Here is an 18,568-nt window from a genome sequence, read left to right as displayed (position 1 = left end):
TTGAACGGCGGGGTGACGAACCTCGTCCTCACGCGGATGGGCGGACGCCCGTGCGCGATCCCGTGCGAGCACGTGGTCGAGATCATCCCGCGTGTGCAGCTCGATCACGTGCCCGACGCGCCGGCCGAGGTGCTCGGCGTGATCAACCTCCGCGGCCGCGTGGTGCCCGTGATCGATCTGCGCGGGCGGCTCTCGCAGGTCAAACCGCTGCCGTTTTACCAGCACCTCGTGATCGTCCGGGCCGCGAACGGAAAACTCCTCGGGCTCGCGGTCGACGAGGTCCGGGACGTGGTGACCGTGCAGGCAGACGCGATCGAGAAGCCGGGGGAGATCGCCGGCGTACGTTCGCCGGGCGTCGTGCGTATCGAGGACGATCTCGTGCTCGTGCTCGGTCCGGAGGACGCCTACCATGGGGCGAGCTGAGGCCTTGCGCGCCCCGGATCCGGGTGTCGTGCGGCGCCTCGGCGAGCTGCTCCGCACGCGGACGCGGCTGCAGATGCGCCCGCGCAACCTGGAGATCATCGAGCGCGTGGCCGAGCGTCGCGCCAAGGAGCGCGGCGCCCCCGTGGGCGCGTACCTCGAGCACGTGATCCTCTCGCACGACGCGGCCGAGCTCGAGTCGTTCATCGCGGAGATCACGGTCGGCGAGACCCACTTCTTCCGTGGCCCGCCGCAGTTCGAAGCGCTGCGGAGCGAGATCGCTCCTTCGCTCATCCACAAGCGACGCAAGGAGCGCGTCGTCACGGCGCTCTCGGCCGGCTGCTCCACGGGCGAGGAGGCCTACTCGCTCGCGATCGTGCTCCGGGAGGCCGCGATGAACGACGCCTTCCGCGTCGAGGTCACGGGCATCGACCTGAACCCGCGCTCCTTGCAGAAGGCCGAATCCGCGCGGTACTCGGCGTGGTCGCTGCGCGACGTGCCCGAGGTCGTGCGCCGCATGTATTTCCGCACCGAGGGCGACTTCTGGCACCTCTCCGAGGACGTGCGCCGCCTCGTGCGTTTCCGCCGCTTCGGGCTCACCGAAGGCCCGCTCGTGAACGTCTTTCCGAAGGGCTTCGATCTCATCCTCTGCCAGAACGTCCTCTACTACCTGGAGCCGGAAGCGCGGCCCGAGGTGATCGCTTCGCTCGCGGCCGCGCTCGCGCCGGGCGGCATCTTGATGTTCGGCCCCGTGGACCACGCAGGGGACGTGCCCGGCTGTCGATCGGTGCACGTCGGCGAGGTCGTGGTGCACGAGCGTTTCGGGCCCGTGAGCGTGCCGCCTTCATCGCCGCGCGGGCGCAGGTACGCGCGCCTCTCGATTCCGCCTGCACCCTTGCCCGCGCTCCGCATGGAGGGCGAGGCTGCGCCTCCGGTCGCCGCCGTGGCGCCGCCGCCCGTATCGCCCGAGCCTGCGCCCGAGCTTCCTGCCGCGGACGCGGCGCCCTCGCTCGCGAGCGCCTTCGCACACGCAGACGCGGGCAACCTCGAAGCTGCGCTCGAAGAGCTCGAAGCGCTCCTTGAAGAGGAGCCCGAGGAGCCGCGGGCGCATTTGCTGGAGGGGCTCCTCTTGGTCGAGCTCGGCGGCTTCGAAGCAGCGCTCGACGCCTTCCGCCGCTGCGTGTACCTCGATCCGTCGATGATGCTCGCGCACGCGGGCGCGGCCGTGGCGGGCCTCCGCCTCGGCCGCCCCGATCTCGTCGAACGCCACGCCGCACGCTTGCGCGCCCTCACGGTCGCGCGCGGCAAGGGCGTCGACGCGCCGATCGAGGGATGGGACGGCATGACCGTGGGCCGGCTGCTCCGGCTGTTTCGAGACACCGAGATCCAATGAGCGCCCGGGAAGAGAGCGTCTACGAGAAGCTGCGCACCTCGCTCGCCGAGCTCGAGGAGAAGCTGCGCGAGGGCAAGAGCGGCGAGCGCGAGGTCCATCCGCGCATCCTCGCCGAACGTACGCGCCGCATCGCGCGCGAGCCGACACGCCTCGAGCGCGCACCCGACTCCATCAGCTGCATCGTCTTCGAGCGGAGCGGCCGGCGTTACGCCGTGCAGCTCGAATCCGTCGACGAGGTCGGCCCGATGAGCCGGATCACGCGTGTCCCCGGCGTGCCCGATTATTTCCTCGGCGTCGCCGCGCGCCGCGGCCGCATCGTCGCCGTCGTCGATCTGCCGCTGCTCTTCACGCCCGATGCGCGCTCCGAGACGTCTGCCGAGCACCTCGTCATGGCGTCGAACGCGGAGGTCGTCTGCGCGGTGGCGGCGGACGCGCTCCACAATATCATCGAGGTCAACCGCCGCACGATCGCCAAGGCCATGCCCACGTTTCCCCCGCTGGTCCAGCGTCACACGCTGGGCGTGCTCGAGGATCGCACCGTCGTCCTCGATCTCGGATCGCTCCTGTCCGACCGCTCGTTGCGCGTCGAGGAGCGCGGCTGATGGCCCTCGACGACGCGGCGTTCGAGGCCCTCTGCGAGACCCTTCGCAACGAGGCCGTCGAGCAGGTCGAGCGTATCGGGACAGCGCTTCTCCTCGTGGAGCGGGGCGCCGAGGGCAGCGCGCGCGAGCAGCTCATCGACGAGGCGTTCCGGCAGGCGCACAACATGAAGGGCGCCGCGAGCTCGCTCGGGTTCACGCACACGGCGCGCCTCGCGCATGCGATCGAGTCGGTCCTCGCCTCGCTCCGCGCGATGGACTACGAGCGCACGCCCGAGGTCTTCGACACGCTGAACGCGGGCCTGTCGACCGTGCATCACGCCCTGCGCGTGGATCCGAACCCCGATCCGGATCCGGTCATCGTGGAGGCGATCGAGGGGCTCGAAGCCGTGCTCCTCGCGTCGAAACCCTCGCCGGGCCTGCCTTTGCCGGCGCCGCCGCCTCCGCCCGTCGTGCGGCCTGTCGATGGGATCACGGTCGCGACGCGATCCAGAAGCCCTCAGTCGATCCTGCGGCAGCACCGGATCGCCGCCGCCGAAGCTGCTGCGGCGCCGCCCAACGCGAGCGCGGGGTACGCCGAGCCGAAGACGAAGCACAGCGAGCCGCCGCCGAACCCGCACGCGAGCGGGCCCCTCGTGTCCTCGCATTACGACGCCGTGCCGATCCCCGCGGGCTTTGGTCCTCCGCCGGCCGCGTTCAGCCCGCCCGCGATCGGCCCGTATGGATCACCGACGGGATACGTCTCGCGCGCGGACATCGCGATCCCGGGCGGCGTCACGCCTCCGCCGGCGCCCGTCGTCACGCCCGGAACCTCGGGCGGGGCCAACTCGCCCGGCACGTCTGCGGGCTCGCCCGGCACCTCGGCCGGCGCTGCGGTGGCCGCGGCCCGCTCGGTCGCACAAGGCAGCGATCGCGGCCCGAACCCGACGGGGCAGCTCCCGAAGATCCCGAACCCCGCGGCGGCGCCGCTTCGATCGAGCACCGAAGAGACGTTACGCGTCTCCATGAAAAAACTCTCGGCGCTCATGGCGCAGGTCGGCGAGCTCCTCGCCGCGCGCGTGCGCACCGATCAGCGCCTCGCCGAGCTCCGCGCCGTCCTCTCCGCGGAAGAAGAGCGACTCAAGGCGCAGACCGCGATCCGCGCGATGGTGCGCGACGAGGCCCCGGCGAAGCTCGAAGGCTGGTCCGAGCGGCTCGTCGAGGTCCAGAACGAGGACCTCGAGCACGAGCGGCTCCTCGTGCGCAGGCTCCGCGAGATCGTCCGCGCCTTCGAGGCCGACGCGCTCCAGTCGACGATCCTCTCGGGCCAGCTCCAGGAGGACATCCGCCGCATCCAGACCTTCCCGCTCGCGAGCGTGCTCGAACCGCTCCCGCGCGCGGTGCGTAACATGGCGCGCGAGGCCGGCAAGATGGTCGACCTCGTCATCACGGGCGCCGAGCTCGAGCTCGACAAGAAGGTCCTCGAAGAGCTGCGCGATCCGCTCTACCACCTCCTCCGCAACGCGATCGATCACGGCTGCGAGCACCCGAGCGTTCGCGCCGCCGCGGGCAAACCCTCGCGCGGCACGATCCGCATCCGCGCCGAGCATCGCGGCGACGTCGTCACCATCACGGTGAGCGACGACGGGCCCGGCGTGGACATCGGCGGCGTGCGACGCGCGGCCGTCGCGTCGGGCCTCGCGAGTGCGCTCGAAGCGGGGGAGATGCCCGAGCACCGCGTCCTCGAACTGCTCTTCGCGCCGGGCCTCACGACGCGCTCCGAGGTCGGCGAGCTCTCGGGCCGCGGCGTCGGCCTCGACGCGGTCCGCACCAACATCGAGCGGCTCCACGGCACCGTCACGGTCGAGTCCCGGCAAGGCGTCGGGACGTCCTTCGTCATCGTCCTGCCGCTCACGATCTACGTCGTCCACTCGCTCCTCCTGCGTGTCGGCGAGGAGCAGTTCGCGATGCCGATCTCCTCGATCCAGCGCATCCTGCGCATCAGCGCCTCGGACGTGCTGGAGGTCGAGCGCACGCACGCGATCGTCGTCGAGGGCCGTCCGATCGCGCTCGTGCCGCTGGCCACGCTCCTCGGCCTTCCGGTCGAGCTGCCGCCGCCGCCCGAGCGCATCCCGGTGCTGGTCATCGGCATCGGCGAGACCCGGTGTGCGCTCGCGGTCCGGGAGATCGTCAGTGATCAGACGGTCCTGGCGAAAAACCTCGAACCGCCGCTGGTTCGTGTACGCAACATCGCAGGAGCGACCATCCTGGGGGACGGCCGCGTCGTGTTGATGTTAAATCCCATCGATCTCCTCCGCTCGGCCTCCGGACGCGATGCCGACCGCTTCCGGGCGCTTTTGCCGAGGGTCGAAAACCGCCCCAAGCCGAGGCTCCTTTTGGTCGACGATTCATTCACCACCCGCGCGCTGGAGCGATCGGTGCTCGAGGTCGCCGGCTTCGACGTCGTCGCGGTCGCCGACGGCAACGAGGCGCTCTCGGCGCTGGAGCTCGAGACGTTCGACATCGTCGTGAGCGACGTCTCGATGCCCGAAATGTCCGGACTCGAGCTTTGCGCGCAGATCCGGCAAAACGAGCGTCTCCGGAGGCTCCCGGTCGTTCTGGTCACGTCGCTCGGGTCCGACGACGATCGTCGCGCGGGCCTCGCGGTCGGCGCAGACGCCTACATCGTCAAGAGCGAGTTCGATCACGAGGTGTTCGTGAAGACCGTGAACGAGCTCGTGGGGAGGGCTTGATGGCACGCGTTCTCATCGTCGACGACTCGGTCGTGATGCGCGACATCGTGCGCGCCCACCTCGCCGGACTCGCGCTCGATCTCGAGGTCGCGAGCAATGGTGAAGACGCGCTCGCGCGCATCGGCACGTCGAGCCAGCCCTTCGACCTCGTCATCACCGACTACGCGATGCCCAACATGAACGGGCTCGAGCTCGCGCGTCGCGTGAAGGAGAGGGGAGGCACGCTCGCGCCGAAGATCATCCTCATCAGCGCGAACAAGGAGCTCCGCGAGCGGGATCTGCTCGCGACGGGGTACGTCGACGCCTTCTTCCCGAAGCCCGTCGATGGCTCGCAGCTCGCCGCGCGTGTCTCCACGGTCCTCGCGCTCACCATCCCGAGCGCGCCGGTCGTCCCTTCGAGCCGCAGGGTTCGCCCCGTGATCCGCGTGGTCATCGCGGACGACACCGAGGTCGGCCGCACGCTGCTCGCGCGTGTCCTCAAGGCCGATCCCGAGATCGACGTCGTCGGCATGGCGCGCGACGGTCAGGGCGCCGTTGATCTCGCCGTGCGCGAAAATCCGCAGATCATCCTGCTCGACGCGATGATGCCGGGCCTCGACGGCGTCGCTGCCACCCGTCGCATCATGGCCCTCGCGCCGACGCGTGTCGTGATCGTCTCCGATCAGCAGGGGAGCCGACCCGCCGCGCAGATCTTCGCCGCGACCGAGGCCGGCGCGCTCGACGTGATCGCGCGGCCGAGCTGGGGTGATCCGATGGGCCCGCAGGCCGTCGCCTTGCGCGACAAGATCAAGATGCTCGCCGAGATCCCCGTGGTTCGTCGCTGGGCCGATGGACCACGATCGGTGCGATCACGCCGCGGCGGTAGCCTCCGCGCGCAGAACCGCGCCACCGTCGTCGGGATCTGCGCCTCGACCGGCGGCCCCGCGGCCATCGCCGCGATGTTGCCGGGACTCGCGGCTGCCACCTCGTCCGTCCCGGTCCTGATCGTGCAACACGTCCTCGCGGGCTTCGACGAGGCGCTCGCCGAGTGGCTCGCCGAGGTCACGCAGCTCCCCGTTCGCCTCGCGACGCACGGCATGCCCTTGCGTGCCGGCGTCATCGCGCTGGCCCCCGAGGGCAAGCACCTCGTCGCGCAGTCGCCGCTCACCATCGGCGTCATCGAGGGCCCGCCCGTCGGCAATCATCGGCCTTCGGGCACGCCGCTCTTCGAGTCGCTCGCGCGGCATTTCGGCGACGGCGCTCTCGGTGTGATGCTCACGGGGATGGGCAACGATGGCGTCGAGGGACTACGCGCAATCAAAGCAGCCGGCGGAAGTGTGCTCGTCCAGTCGCCGGATTCCTGCGTGGTGAGCGGCATGCCAGGAGCAGCGATTTCCCGCGGTTACGCGGATGCCGTTCTGTCCCTCGACGAACTCGGCCCCGAAATCGTCGAGCGCGTCCGTGCCCCGGCGCGCTCGCGTCATTGAAGGAGCAAAGGAGCTGATATGGTTCCTCCGATGCAGGAGCCGGAGCTCCCGGAGCGGCTGGGGAAGTATCAAATCATCCGCAGGCTCGCCTATGGCGGCATGGCCGAGGTGCTCCTCGGCCGCCTCACGGGGACCGACGGCTTCATGAAAGAGGTCGTCGTCAAGCGGGTGCTTCCGCAGTACGCCTCGAACAATGAGTTCATCGCGATGTTCCGCGACGAAGCGCGCATCACGTCGCGCCTTCATCACGGCAACATCGTGCAGGTCGTCGAGTTCGCGGAGGAGGGCGGCCAGTACTACCTCGTGCTCGAGTACGTCGACGGCCCGAGCCTCGGCGCCGCGCTCTACGAGCTTCGCAAGCGCGGCGAACGCCTCAGCATCCCCGAGGTCGCGCACATCGCGGTCGAGACCGCGCGCGGCCTCGACTACGCGCACCACAAGCTCGGCGAGGACGGTCGACCCTTGCTCATCGTCCATCGCGACGTGAGCCCGTCGAACATCCTCCTCTCGCGTGAGGGCGTCGTGAAGCTCGCGGACTTCGGTATCGCGCGCGCTCGCGAGCGCCTCTCGCCCACGCAGGGCGGCGCCGGCACGCTCAAGGGCAAATTCGCGTACATGGCGCCCGAGACCATCCTGCGCGGCCGCCTCGATGCGCGCTCGGATCTCTTCTCGTTCGGCGTGGTCCTCTTCGAGATGCTCACGGGTCGGAGCGCGTTCACCGGCGAGACCGAGGCGCACACCATCCAGCGCGTCACGACCGAGGACTTGCCTCCCGCGTCGAGCCAGAACCGCGCGGTCCCGCCCGAGTTCGACGAGATCGTCCATCGACTGCTCGATCGCGACCCGGACAACCGGCCTTCACGCGGGCTCGAGATCGTCGACGCGATCGGCAAGCTCCGCCTCCACACCTCGCCGCCGCCGAGCGAGCTGCTCATGGAGACGATCACGCGCCTCTTCCCGATCCATCGCCACGAGGCCCGCGATCGCGCCACGGTTCGTCCGGCGAAACCGCGTGTGATCGTCGTCGACGAGTCGCGCACGCTGCGCGCGCTCGTGCGCGCGAGCCTCGGCCAGCGGTACAACGTCATCGAGGCATCCACGGGCGACGAGGCGCGCTCCGCGATGCGGGGCGCCGTCCCCGACGCGGTCGTCTGTCAGCGGACGTTGCAGGGCATGTCGGGGCTCGAGCTCTGCCTTTCGATGCGCGAGAACCCGCGCCTCGCCGACGTCCCGTTCATCCTGCTCGCCTCCGACATCACGCCGGAGCTCGAAGCGGAGGCGCGCGTCATCGGCGTGCAAGCCGTCCTGCCGAAGCGCTTCGATCCACGCCAGCTCGAAGCTACGTTGCAGAAGATTCTCGAATCGTGACGTGGGCCGCTCGTTCGGCCGCTCGTCATTTCCTGGGGGAGGGGAGCGCGGCATGAACGACACGGAGCGCCTGTTCCGACAGCGACCTCGCTCCGACGAGGAGCTCTACGAGCGGCTCGCGGAGATCACGAAGGACGAGCTCCGCAGGGACCTCGTCGCGCGCCTCGCCGCGCAGGGCGCGCTCCCGCGCGAAGTCCCGCTCTACGTGCGGGCCTTCTCGTTCCTCGGCCTCACGACGTCGGACCTGCCCGCGCTCACGAGCGTGCTGCTCGACGTGCGGGCGCCGATCGAGGGGCGCGCCGTCGCGCTCGCGCTCGTGCGCTCGGTCGATCCGGCGCGCGCGCAGGAGCTCGCGCGACAGGTCACCCAGGCCGAGCTCCTCGCGATGAACGACGCGCAGCTCCTCGTGGTGATCGCGGGCCTCGCGGCCACGCCCGCGCGTTTGCCCGAGATCACGGAGAAGATCGTCCGCCAGCCGCTCGAGTCTCGCCTCGCGCGCTTCGAGCAGATCGATCGCCTGCGCAAGCGCGCCCGCGTCCCCGCGGCGTTCCTGTACGAGGACCTCGTTCGTCGCGACGACCTCGGCATCGGCGACGTCGCCGTCGATCGCATCGTCGAGGAGGGCGGAGCTTCGGCCGTGTGGCTCTGCGAGTCGCTCTGGCACGAGGCGCCGAGCAAGGCGCCGCGTTCCCGCTGGGCCGACGTCCTCGCCCGTGTCTTTCGTTCGTCGGGACGCACGAACGTCGAGGGCCTGCGCGCCCTCGCGTTCGCCTCCGATCCGGGCGAGGACGGCGCGCGCACGGCCGTGCTCTCCGTCGAGAGCCCGCTCGATGCCTCTCTCACGCTCGCGCGTGTGCGCGTGGACGCGAGCGGCGTCCTCGCGGACGGTGTGCTCACGACGCTCGCGGACGAACGCGACCTCGAAGATTGGCTCTCCGAAGGCCCGGAGCTTTTGCCACGTGTCCCTGCGCCGATGGCCTCGATCGCGCCTTGGGTCGAGGACGCCACGCGCCGCACGCGCACGCCGCCGCGCGCGGCCTTGCCCCTCTTCGCGGCGGCGTGCTGGTTCTCGCTCGCTGCGCGCGGCTAACAGCCTGTGGACTTATCTGCTGCGCGCCCCGAATCGTCGGTCGACATCGCTCGAAATCCTTCAGGATTCCTCGCTCCGTCGCCCTAGCTTCGGGGCGCTCGCGACGATAATTCCACAGGCTGCTAACTCACGATCGCGTCGTCCACCTCGACGCCCACGGGGCAGTGATCACTGCCCGTCACGTGCGGCGAAAGGAACGCGCCCTTGAGGTGCTTCGCCGCGCCTTCCGATGCGAGCACGTAGTCGATGCGCCACCCCACGTTCTTCGCGCGCACGCCGAACCTCTGGCTCCACCACGAGTAGTGCCCGGGACCCGGCTCGAAGACGCGGAACGTGTCCACGTAGCCGGCGCGGATCCAGCGGTCGAGCTCCTCGCGCTCCTCGGGCGTGAAGCCGCTCGTCTTCACGTTCTCCTTGGGCCGCGCGAGATCGATCTCCCGGTGTGCCGTGTTGAAATCACCCATCACGAGGATCGGCTCGCCGCGACGCCGCCGCGCCTCCAGCACATCGAAGAGGCGGCGGTAGAACGCGAGCTTGAACGGGATGCGGCTGTTGTCGCGGTTCGGCCCGCTGCCGTTCGGGAAGTACACGTTCGCCAGCGTGAGCCGCCCGTAACGCGCGATCTGCACGCGCCCTTCGGCGTCGAACGCCTCGTCCTTCAGCGACGTCGAGATCCGATCCGCGGGCAAACGCGACAGCAGCCCCACGCCGCTGTAGCCCGGCCGCTCGGCCGCCGAGAACGCGCGCAGCCACGCGCCGCCGATCGACTCGAGGCACGGCCCGAGCTGCGCCTCCTGCGCGCGCACCTCCTGGATGCCCACGATGTCGGCCCGCTCGTTCGCGAGCCACGTGCAGAAGCCTTTCCCCAGGACCGACCGCAGCCCGTTCACGTTCCAGCTCACGATCTTCATGCGTCGAAGACAGCTCTCTAGGGTTTGGCCGGGCCATGTCAAGCGAATCCGATCTCTCGCCGCCGCCGTCGGACGCTCGCCCGTTTTTTACCCGCGCAGGAGGTCGCGTGTCCAAAGCACCCAGACATCCCATCGAGGAGGGACTCGCATGCACACGCGCGCTTTTGCCATCGCCCTGTTGATCCCCGCCACGCTCGCCACCACGTCCTGTCGCAAGCAAGAAGAGATGACGACGGCCGAGGCGCTGCAAGCCGTGCAAGAGGCCAGCATCTCGGGCGACGCCGAGAACGTCACCTCGGGCAGCATCGAGATCACCACCGACTTCACCATCGGCCAGGCCGCAGAGACCGCGGCACAGGAGATCCGCGACTTCGTCACGTCGCAGCTCCCGTGCGCCGCCGTCACGCTCACGGGCGCGACGCTCAAAGTCGAGTACGGCAAGAACCCCGGGAGCTGCACCTACAAGGGCAACACGTACAGCGGCACGCACGAGATCACGGTGACGAAGAACGACATGAGCGACGTCGTCGTGAATCATACGTGGACAAAGCTTTCGAACGGTCGCGTCGAGGTGAGCGGCACAGCCGAGGTCACGTGGAGCGCAGCCGACGAGACGCGCCACGTCGTGCACGAGCTCGACTGGACGCGCCTGTCCGACGGCAAGACCGGCAAGGGCACGGGCGACCGCACGCAACGCGCACTCGAAGGCGGGCTCGCCGAGGGCTTTCAGGTCGACGGCTCGCGCGCATGGACAGGGCAAGGCGGGACGTGGGACCTCTCGATCGAAGGCGTCGAGTTCCGCTGGGTCGATCCCGTGCCGCAGGCAGGGACGTACAGGCTCGCAGATCCCAAGGAGCGCTCGATCGCGATGAGCTTCGCGCGCGTCGACGAGGACACGATCAAGGTCACGTTGACGAGCGGCGCGAAGTCGTTCTCGTTCAACGTCTCGAAGGCAGGCGCCGTCTCGGAATCCTGAGGGATGGGATGCGCGCGGGGCTTTGCCCCGGACCCCAGCAGGGGGCTGTCCGCCCCCTGCACCCCGGACCAGGCACGGCCTGGACCGAAGGCGCAGAAACCGCGCGATGCGCGGTTTCTACGAGGGGCCTGGGCAAGACCACCGAGCGCCGAGCGGGCGGACAAAAGCAAAACAGCCGAACCCTTTCGGGATCGGCTGTTTCGTACTGCATACGATCGAGCGGGGTGGACGGGACTCGAACCCGCGGCCTCCGGCGTGACAGGCCGGCGTTATAACCGACTTAACTACCACCCCAATGTGGCGAACTGCGTCGTCGCTGTTTCGTTCTCGCTGACGGGGCCGGTGTTTACCAGCCTTGTTCTCCGTTTGCAAGCCCCTGTTTTCTTTTTTTTTTCCGCCTCCGACTCTCATCAACTTCGATGGGGAGCCGGGTGGGCGGGACAGGGTTCGAACCTGCGACCATCGGCTTGTAAGGCCAACGCTCTACCGCTGAGCTACCCGCCCCGACGGAGAGGCCGCGGAGTCTACTCGGGGGACCTTTTCCGTCAAGAGGTTTTTTTCTGGGGCGGATCACGCCACGCCAAACTTCCGCCTGGCCGGACAATCGGGCTAGAGTCGAGGCGCGGGCGCACGATCAATGCGCGCGCCCTGGCCGCGACGGGCGGCCCGAGGAGGAACGGAGAGTCGCATGACGGAGCGGATCGGCATTCTCGCGGGCTGGGAGCAGTCCTTCCCCCAGGCGTTCATCGAGCGCTGCAACCGAGTCCCGGGCATCCAGGCGGAGTTCGCGAAGATCGGAGGGACGCCGGAGCGCTTCGTCTCCCCGTACCGCGTCCTCGTCGACCGCATCAGCCAGGAGGTCAAGCACTACCGCTTCTACCTCAAGGCCGCGGCCCTCGGCGGCGCGTACGTCATCAACGACCCCTTCTGGTGGAGCGCCGACGACAAGTTCTTCGGCTACTCGCTCGCCTCGCGCCTCGGCGTCGCCACGCCGCGCACGGTGATGCTCCCGCAGAAGGACTACATCCCCGCGATCGACAAGAACCGGTCGCTGCGCAACCTCGAGTTCCCGCTCAACTGGGACGCGATCGTCGAATACGTGGGGTTCCCCGCGATCCTGAAGCCCGCCGACGGCGGCGGCTGGAAGGACGTGACGGTCGTGCGCACCCCGATGGATCTGCTGCGCGCCTACGACGCCTCGAACCTCAACGTGATGACGCTGCAGGAGTTCATCGACTTCGACGACTACGCGCGCTGCATCTGCATCGGTCGCGAGCGCGTCCTCACGATCCAGTACGACCCGAAGCAGATCGGCCCGACGGGCCTGCGCGGTCGTTACATCTTCCGCGACCAGGAGCGCTGGCTCCCGCAGGACCTGCACGACCGGATCGTCAACGACGCGCTGCGCCTGAACCACGCGCTCGGCTACGACATGAACTCGGTCGAGTTCGCCATCAAGGACGGCGTCCCGTACGCCATCGACTTCACGAACCCCGCGCCCGACATGCACATCGAGCACCTCGGCGAGCGCTTCTTCGATACGGTCACCGACTGGATGGTCGAGTTCTGCGTCAAAGCCGCGAAGGAGGGACGCACGATCCGCGACCGCTACGCCTGGAGCAAGATGGCCGCCGAGGTCGAACCCATCCGGTGGGATAGAGGCACGTGACCACCCGCGAGCGGCCGTCGAAGCACCCCTTCACCGCCGCGCTCGACGCAGCCGTCGACCGCTACCACGACGCGCTCACGGCTTACGTGGATCGAGGGGGCGAGGATCACCTCGCCCTTCTCGAGCGCATGGTGGCGCGAGGCGCCGTCTTCGCCGGTCGACCTCTCTGCACGTTCCTTCGCCCGAACTTCGTCCTCCGCGCCCAGTACAACCTGCTCCTCGGAGCGCTCCGGCACTTCCGCAGCGCCGTCATCAAGGCGAAGGACCTCGTCCTCGCAGACCCGGCGCTCCTCGAGCTCATGGGCCTGACGGACGGCGAGCGGCGGCTCTTCTCCTACAACCCGGCCTTCGAGTCCGTCGGCGTCGTCACGCGCCTCGACGCGATCCTCGCGGGACCCGAGCTCTCGTTCGTCGAGCTCAACGCCGAGGGTGCCTTCGGCCCGAGCTACGCCGACAGGCTCACCGAGCTCTTCGAGGCCTTCCAGCCGATGCGCGAGTTCGCCCGCGTCTCGCCGGTCACGCCGGTCTACGCGGGCAACAGCCTCGTCGGCTCGATCCTCGACGCGTGGCACGAGTTCGGCGGGACGCACGTCCCCAAGGTCGCTGTCGTCGACTGGCAGGAGGTCGCGACGCGGACCGAGTTCGACATGATCTGCGAGCGCTTCCGGCTGCACGGCATCCCGGCGCGTTTCGTCGATCCGCGCGAGCTCGACTACCGCGACGGCAAGCTCTCGGCGAAGGGCGAGGAGATCGATCTCGTCTACCGCCGCGTGCTCACGAGCGAGCTGCTCGGCCGCGAGGACGAGGTGCGCCCGCTCATCGAGGCGTACAAGGCGCGTGTCGTGTGCGTCGTGAACAGCTTCCGCGCGAAGCTGCTCGACAAGAAGGTCCTCTTCGCCTTGCTCTTCGATCCACGCGTGACGGCGCTCTACACGAAGGACGAGAGCGCCGCCGTGCGCCAGTTCATCCCGTGGACGAGGCGCGTCGAGGAGATGAAGACCGAAGGGCCGGACGGCGCGGAGATCGACCTCGTTCCGTGGGCGCGCGACAACCGCGCGCGCCTCGTGCTCAAGCCGAACGACGAGGTCGGCGGTCGCGGCGTGGTGATCGGCGCGAACGTCGAGAGCAGCGTCTGGGAGCGAGCGCTGAAGCTCGCGCTCGTCGATCCGTCCGTTTTGCAGCTCCGCGTTTCGTTACCGACGTCGATGTTCCCGGAGGTCGGGGCGGCGGGCGAGCTCTACTTCTCTCGGCGTCACATCGAGCTCGATCCGATCCTGTTCCGCGGCGAGCTCGGCGGTATGCTGGGCAGGTTATCCGCGACGAACATGTGCAACGTTCATGCGGGGGCGGGAACGGTCCCCACGTTCATCATCGAGGGAGATTCATGAGCACCACGGTCCAGGGTCTGCTCGACGGTCAATTCACGCTCGGTATCGAGGAAGAGTTCCAGATCGTCCACCCCGACACGCGCGAGCTCCGCTCCTACGTGAGTCAGCTCCTCGAGGGCGGGAAGCACTCGATCCTGCGCGAGCGCGTGCGGCCCGAGATGCATCAGTCGGTCGTCGAGACGGGCACGGGCATCTGCCGCGACATCCGACAAGCGCGCCAGGAGATCTGCGAGCTGCGCGGCGAGCTCAGCGCGCTCGCGGGCAAGCACGGCCTTCGGATCGTCGCGGCCGGCACGCACCCCTTCAGCGACTGGAAGAAGCAGGAGATCACCGACGGCGAGCGCTATAAGGTGATCGTCGAGGACCTGCAGGACGTCGCGCGCGCGAACCTGATCTTCGGCCTCCACGTGCACGTCGGCATCAAGGACAAGGAGGTCGCGATGGCGCTCGCGAACCAGGTCCGTTACTTCCTGCCGCACATCCTCGCGCTCTCGACGAGCTCGCCGTTCTGGCTCGGCCGCTCGTCGGGCCTGAAGAGCATTCGCAGCGAGATCTTCAAGCGCTTCCCGCGCACGGGCATCCCGGGCCACTTCGACTCGTACGCGCAGTTCCAGTCGTACGTGGATCTGCTCGTGAAGACGGGCTGTATCGACAACGCGAAGAAGATCTGGTGGGACGTCCGCGCCCATCCGTTCTTCGACACGGTCGAGGTGCGCATCTGCGACATGACCACGCGCATCGACGACACCGTCGCGCTGACGGCGCTCATCCAGGCGCTCATGGGCAAGCTCTACCTGCTCTACCGGAAGAACATGGGCTTCCGCGAGTACGCGCGCGAGCTCATCGAGGAGAACAAGTGGCGCGCGCTGCGCTACGGCATCGACGGTCAGCTCATCGATTTCGGCAAGCAGGAGCAGGTGCCCGTGCGCGTGCTCATCGGCGAGTTGCTCGATTTCGTCGAGGAGGCGGCGGTGATCTTCAAGTCCCAGGCCGAGCTCGACCGCGTCCGCGGCATCCTCAGGGAAGGCACGAGCGCCGACAAACAGCTCGCCGTCTTCCAGAAGACGCAAAGTGTGCAGGCGATCGTCGATCACCTGATCGAGCAGACCGCGATGGGCGCCTGAGCCCCCACGGCTTCCCGTTCTCGGCCCAAATATCCAAAAGATCCGGCCACTTGGCCTTCGGTCAGGCGCCTTTCGTCACCGAGGATTTCTGTCCGGGCCCTCCGCGGTGATACCGTGCGTTCGTGGGTACGAAGAGCGCGTTGCATCGGATCGCCGCCCTCGCCGTGACGGGGCTCGTGGTGACTGTGGGAGCGGTGAGCTGCACGTCGACGGAGTTCATCCAGGAGCCGCCGGGTCAACCGACGGATCGCGCTTCGGGCGCCGTGCCCGCGGGCGCGATCGGCGTGTGCAAGCGTGAGGGGACGAAGCGCCCGCCCGTCGTGAGCGAGAAGCTCTGGGAGCACGCCAAGCCGTGCACGACGAAGACGCCCGAGAAGTACATCCGGCTCGGCTACTCCGACAAAGAGGATCCCGGCGTCGAGCAGCAGAACGAGCAGATCCTCGCGGCGCTGCGCGAGGGGCCGAAGGAAGACGGCGGCAACAACCAGTTCGTCGCGATGTTGCGGGGCGTGCGTCAACGCTCGCTCGACATCCCCACGCTGCGCTACCGCGTCGCGCGCGATTCGACCTCGGCGGGCGCTTGCGACTTCACGTACATGCTCAACACGATGGGGAAGTCGCGCGAGAAGATCGAGCGCGACGCTTGCACGGCCGAGGTCTTCGATCCGGAGGAGCGCAAGGAGGTTTGCCTCTTCGACAAGGCCGAGGGCTTGTGGCTCACGGCGGGCTGGGCTTGCCTCATGAACGTGCGCGCGCTCGGATCGGATCAGTCCTGCCATCGTTTGTGTGCATACGATGACTACTGCGCGCGTCAGGTGAGCTGCGCGGGCGCGGACATCGACCTTCTGCTCTGCGCGATGGGCGTCTGCTTGCCCGAGCAAACGGGCCTCTACTGATACGGCTTTGCATCGACCGCATCGCGGTCGATGCACCCTTGGTCCAGGGCTGCGCCCTGGTTCGGGTCCAGGGGCGAAGAGCCCCTGGTCGGGTCCGGGGTGAAACCCCGGCGCGACGCTACCTACTCGCCGTACGGATCGCTCGGATCGACCTTGGGCGCGGCGCCCGTCGGCGCGGCCGTCGTGGATCCGCCGGGCAGGCGTGACGGCGGCCGCCACCATGGGGGCGGGTACCAGAGACCGTCGATGCGCTTCCAGCCGCCGCCGGGGTTCGGCGGGAGAAACCTGTAGCCGCCGCCGTCGGGCAAGCCGCCGTCGAGGGCGTCGGAGCCGGCGTCGCTTGCGTCTGTGCCCGCGTCGCCTGCGTCGCCTGCGTCGGAGCCTGCGTCACTCGGCGCGCCTGCATCGAGGGCCAGCGCTTCGTCGCTTGGCGCGCTCGCGGAAGCGGAAGGGACTGCGGTCGCGGGAGGCGCGGCGCTTGGCGCGGGCGCGACGCTCGCGGGCGGCGGAGGTGGTGCGGGCGTGGCTTCGGCTTTCGGCGGAGGCAAGAGCCAGCGCAGCGCCGGCGGGACGAGCGGCTCGGCCCAGGGCAAATGGCCGAGGTGAAGGGCCGCGCCTGCGCCGCCGAGCGCTGCGACGAGTGTGAGGCCGAGCCATGGCCAGACCGACCGCTTGCGCTTCGTCGTGACGAGCGCCGGCGCTGCGGACGGCGGGGGAGGGGGCACGCTCGGGACGACGATCGCCGGTGGTGGAGGCGGCGCGGACTCGCCAACTTCGAGCGAGATCGGGATGATGCCTTCGAGCGAAGCGCCGCGCGACGACGGCGTGCCGCCGCGCCTTCGCGACATAGGCCCTTCGGTCCGCCGCGACACGGGCGCCTCCGCGGCTTCGGATCCGCGGGCGTCTGCGGCCTGGATCGCGGCGGAGATCTCGGCGCGGCGTTGCGACGAGCGCTCACCCATCAATTGACGCACGAACGAAGCCACGTCGCCGTCGGTCACGGCGGCGCCGATGGCGTTCGTGATCTGATCGAGCGCGCGTTGCATCTCGGCGCAGTCGGGCCAGCGATCGTCGACGCGTTTCGCGAGCGCGCGCATCACCACGGCTTCGAGATCCTGGCGCACCGAGGGCACGAGCTCGTGGAGCGGCACGGGCTCGGTGCCGACGATGTTGTCCATCGTCTGCTTGTCCGTGCTCGCCTTGAACGGGTGCCGCCCGGTGATCATCACGTACATGAGGATACCGAGCGAGAAGATGTCGGAGCGTCGATCGAGCCGCTCGCCGCGGACCTGCTCGGGCGACATGTAGTGCGCTTTGCCCTTCAGCATGCCGGGCACGCGCGTGATGGTGACGCTCGCCGTGGCCTTCGCGACGCCGAAGTCGACGATCTTCACGATCCCGTCGTACGAGACCATGACGTTCGCGGGGTTCACGTCGCGGTGCACGAGGCCGAGCGGGCGGCCGTCGTCGTCGCGCATCTCGTGCGCGGCGTGCAGGCCTGCGCAGGCGCTCGAGAGCATGCGCAGCAGCAAGGGCAGGGGGAAGCCGCCTTGGTCCTTGGCGTTGCGGTTGATCACGAAGAGCGACTCTCCGTTGATCCACTCCATCACGATGTAGAGCACGCCGTTCTCGTCGCCGAGGTCGAGGATCTCGGCGACGTGCGGGTGCCGGATGCGCGCTGCGAGCCGCGCCTCGTCGAGGAACATCGCCTCGAACTCGGGATCTTCCGAGAGGCCCGGCAGCATCGTCTTGATGGCGACGATCTTCTGGAAGCCGCGCGAGCCGACCATGCGAGCGGCCCACACGGCGGCCATCCCGCCCTGCGCCACGGGCATGAGGATCTCGTAGCGTCCTAGCGTGACGCCGGGCTTGAGATCTCGGTTATGAAGCAACAACGAGGATCCTCTGGGATGCGTCGTCCTCGGCAGCGGGACCGCGAGGGACAAGGGGAGCGAATGCTACCGCGCAGGGGAGGGTGTCACGATCGCCGCTCGCGGCTCAAGAGGAAGCAGCGGAATCGCATGGGAAGGCAATTGCGCGCACGGTGAGGCGTGCCCGTGAGGAAAATTCGAGCGGTTTCCGGCAGGGCCGCGGCGCGCGCCGGGGCGGGCCCGTGCGCGGCGGGAGACGGCGCGAGGAGAGTCGTGGTATTGGGCAAACTGCGAGGCAAACGAGCGCGACGACCATGGTTGATAGCCCGATCCCGCCCCCGAAAGACGACGACGACGAGGATGTCCACTGGGCGCTGTCGACGGCCTCCGCGCTGTGGGGCCGCGGGGAGCGAGCCGAAGCGCTGCGCTGGCTGAAGCGCGCCGCGGAGCAGGCCTCGGACGCCGACAAGGACATGCGCTCGCTCGAGCTTTTCAAGGCGGCCGCGGACATCGCGCCCTTGCTTGCCGCTGCGCCCGCGCCTGCGCCGCAAGCCGCGCCTGCGCCTCCGCCTGCGCCGCAAGCCGCGCCTGCGCCTCCGCCTGCGCCGCAAGCCGCGCCTGCGCCTCCGCCGGCCCCCGCGGTGCCCCCCGCGCCGCCGCAAGCC

At 69.0% G+C, this 18,568-nt stretch carries 14 protein-coding genes, 2 tRNA genes and 1 pseudogene; 13 read left to right on the top strand and 4 right to left on the bottom strand.

Annotated elements, in window-relative coordinates; all coding sequences use genetic code 11:
• From QHF84_RS19270 to QHF84_RS19240, 7 genes are read left to right on the top strand one after another with little or no spacing between them, the layout of a single operon-like run.
• Nucleotides 1–423: a chemotaxis protein CheW gene (locus QHF84_RS19270; RefSeq protein ID WP_281314794.1), complete on the top strand. Its 423-nt coding sequence runs from the start codon at nt 1–3 to the stop codon at nt 421–423.
• Nucleotides 410–1,813 (top strand): CheR family methyltransferase, encoded by a 1,404-nt coding sequence (locus QHF84_RS19265; protein ID WP_281314793.1) that lies wholly within the window; start codon nt 410–412, stop codon nt 1,811–1,813. The genes QHF84_RS19270 and QHF84_RS19265 overlap by 14 nt, the downstream gene beginning before the upstream one ends.
• A complete protein-coding gene (locus tag QHF84_RS19260) occupies nt 1,810–2,415 on the top strand; it encodes a CheW domain-containing protein (protein ID WP_281314792.1) in 606 nt (201 codons plus the stop codon). The genes QHF84_RS19265 and QHF84_RS19260 overlap by 4 nt, the downstream gene beginning before the upstream one ends.
• The gene (locus tag QHF84_RS19255; protein ID WP_281314791.1) at nt 2,415–5,144 is read left to right on the top strand and encodes a response regulator; all 2,730 of its coding nucleotides are present in this window, start codon (nt 2,415–2,417) and stop codon (nt 5,142–5,144) included. Before QHF84_RS19260 ends, QHF84_RS19255 begins: the two co-directional genes overlap by 1 nt.
• Nucleotides 5,144–6,610 carry a chemotaxis protein CheB gene (locus tag QHF84_RS19250; RefSeq protein ID WP_281314790.1) on the top strand — a complete coding sequence of 489 codons (1,467 nt, stop codon included), beginning with the start codon at nt 5,144–5,146 and terminating at the stop codon, nt 6,608–6,610. Before QHF84_RS19255 ends, QHF84_RS19250 begins: the two co-directional genes overlap by 1 nt.
• 18 nt (nt 6,611–6,628) lie before the next feature.
• The gene (locus tag QHF84_RS19245; RefSeq protein WP_281314789.1) at nt 6,629–7,978 is read left to right on the top strand and encodes a serine/threonine-protein kinase; all 1,350 of its coding nucleotides are present in this window, start codon (nt 6,629–6,631) and stop codon (nt 7,976–7,978) included.
• Nucleotides 7,979–8,030: 52 nt separating this feature from the next.
• Nucleotides 8,031–9,068, top strand: coding sequence for a hypothetical protein (locus QHF84_RS19240; RefSeq protein WP_281314788.1), 1,038 nt, complete (start codon nt 8,031–8,033; stop codon nt 9,066–9,068).
• A 122-nt stretch (nt 9,069–9,190) separates the two neighbouring features.
• Here the strand turns inward: QHF84_RS19240 and QHF84_RS19235 are convergent, their stop codons facing one another.
• Complete coding sequence (locus tag QHF84_RS19235) at nt 9,191–9,979, bottom strand: exodeoxyribonuclease III (RefSeq protein ID WP_281314787.1); 789 nt, start codon at nt 9,977–9,979, stop codon at nt 9,191–9,193.
• A gap of 148 nt (nt 9,980–10,127) precedes the next feature.
• Here QHF84_RS19235 and QHF84_RS19230 point away from each other — a divergent pair, with 148 nt between their 5' ends.
• On the top strand, nt 10,128–10,955 hold the full coding sequence (locus tag QHF84_RS19230; protein ID WP_281314786.1) for a hypothetical protein: 828 nt from the start codon (nt 10,128–10,130) through the stop codon (nt 10,953–10,955).
• Between the two features lie 220 nt (nt 10,956–11,175).
• Here QHF84_RS19230 and QHF84_RS19225 read toward each other — a convergent pair.
• Nucleotides 11,176–11,249 (bottom strand) — tRNA-Asp (locus QHF84_RS19225).
• A 138-nt stretch (nt 11,250–11,387) separates the two neighbouring features.
• Nucleotides 11,388–11,459 (bottom strand) — tRNA-Val (locus QHF84_RS19220).
• 184 nt (nt 11,460–11,643) lie between these two features.
• On the opposite strand from QHF84_RS19220, the gene QHF84_RS19215 reads away from it, so the two are divergent.
• The 4 genes from QHF84_RS19215 (at nt 11,644) to QHF84_RS19200 (ending at nt 16,032) form a co-directional block, all read left to right on the top strand.
• Nucleotides 11,644–12,624 carry a hypothetical protein gene (locus QHF84_RS19215; RefSeq protein WP_281314785.1) on the top strand — a complete coding sequence of 327 codons (981 nt, stop codon included), beginning with the start codon at nt 11,644–11,646 and terminating at the stop codon, nt 12,622–12,624.
• The gene (locus QHF84_RS19210) at nt 12,621–14,012 is read left to right on the top strand and encodes a hypothetical protein (protein ID WP_281314784.1); all 1,392 of its coding nucleotides are present in this window, start codon (nt 12,621–12,623) and stop codon (nt 14,010–14,012) included. Before QHF84_RS19215 ends, QHF84_RS19210 begins: the two co-directional genes overlap by 4 nt.
• Nucleotides 14,009–15,136: a carboxylate-amine ligase gene (locus tag QHF84_RS19205; protein WP_281314783.1), complete on the top strand. Its 1,128-nt coding sequence runs from the start codon at nt 14,009–14,011 to the stop codon at nt 15,134–15,136. The genes QHF84_RS19210 and QHF84_RS19205 overlap by 4 nt, the downstream gene beginning before the upstream one ends.
• Before the next feature lie 122 nt (nt 15,137–15,258).
• Nucleotides 15,259–16,032, top strand: a complete 774-nt coding sequence (locus QHF84_RS19200) for a hypothetical protein (RefSeq protein WP_281314782.1) — start codon at nt 15,259–15,261, stop codon at nt 16,030–16,032.
• Between the two features lie 122 nt (nt 16,033–16,154).
• On the opposite strand, the gene QHF84_RS19195 is transcribed toward QHF84_RS19200, so the two are convergent.
• The gene (locus QHF84_RS19195; protein WP_281314781.1) at nt 16,155–17,924 is read right to left on the bottom strand and encodes a serine/threonine-protein kinase; all 1,770 of its coding nucleotides are present in this window, start codon (nt 17,922–17,924) and stop codon (nt 16,155–16,157) included.
• A gap of 293 nt (nt 17,925–18,217) precedes the next feature.
• On the opposite strand from QHF84_RS19195, the pseudogene QHF84_RS19190 reads away from it, so the two are divergent.
• A pseudogene (locus tag QHF84_RS19190) lies at nt 18,218–18,568 on the top strand (hypothetical protein); the annotation flags it as partial.

The sequence above is a fragment of the Polyangium sp. y55x31 genome, assembly GCF_029946505.1.
Lineage (GTDB): Bacteria > Myxococcota_A > Polyangia > Polyangiales > Polyangiaceae > Polyangium.
Note: the sequence above shows the minus strand (reverse complement) of the source record. Positions and strands in the feature narration are given on the sequence as shown.